At 48.0% G+C, this 836-nt stretch carries 1 protein-coding gene; it reads left to right on the forward strand.

What is annotated here, in order from left to right; translation table 11 throughout:
* Positions 1–836, forward strand: an 836-nt coding sequence (locus A3735_RS04025; protein ID WP_197485655.1) for an efflux RND transporter permease subunit, incomplete at both ends; no start/stop codon positions are given.

An 836-nucleotide genomic window follows, 5' to 3' on the forward strand; every position in this document is an offset into this window, starting at 1 on the left:
CCAATCGATGCAATTCCTGATCTGTCTGATGTGCAAGTAATCATTAAAACCACTTACCCAGGACAGGCACCGCAAGTCGTTGAAGATCAGGTAACTTATCCGCTTACGACGGCGATGCTGTCGGTACCGGGGGCGATTACCGTCCGGGGCTTTTCATTCTTTGGTGACTCCTATGTTTATGTGATCTTTGAGGATGGCACGGACCTATACTGGGCTCGGTCTAGGGTACTAGAGTACCTAAACCAAGTGTCGGGCTCCTTGCCCTCATCAGCGAAACCACAACTAGGCCCCGATGCAACGGGCGTTGGCTGGGTATATCTCTATGCGCTAGTAGATAAAACGGGTCAACATGACTTAGCGGAGCTACGTAGCATTCAGGATTGGTTCTTGAAGTATGAATTACAAACGGTTCCGGGCGTTTCTGAAGTAGCGACAATAGGCGGTATGGTGCGTCAGTACCAAATTGAAGTTGATCCGAACCTACTCCGCTCTTACGACATTCCTTTAGCCCATGTTGGCATGGCAATTAAAAAGGCCAACCAGGAAACCGGTGCTTCTGTTATCGAGATGGCTGAAGCAGAGTACATGGTGCGCGTTAGCGGCTACTTGCAAAGTGTAGATGATATTAAAAATATTCCACTCGGCATAAACGCTAAGAACACGCCACTGCTTTTGAAAGATATTGCCAAGATTGAATTGGGTCCACAGATGCGACGCGGCATCGCTGAATTGAACGGCGAAGGTGAAGTGGTCGGTGGTGTTGTAGTGATGCGCTTTGGCGAGAATGCACAAAGCGTTATTGATAATGTGAAAGCAAAATTGGAGAGTTTGAAGAA

This window comes from Oleiphilus sp. HI0061, from assembly GCF_001635675.1.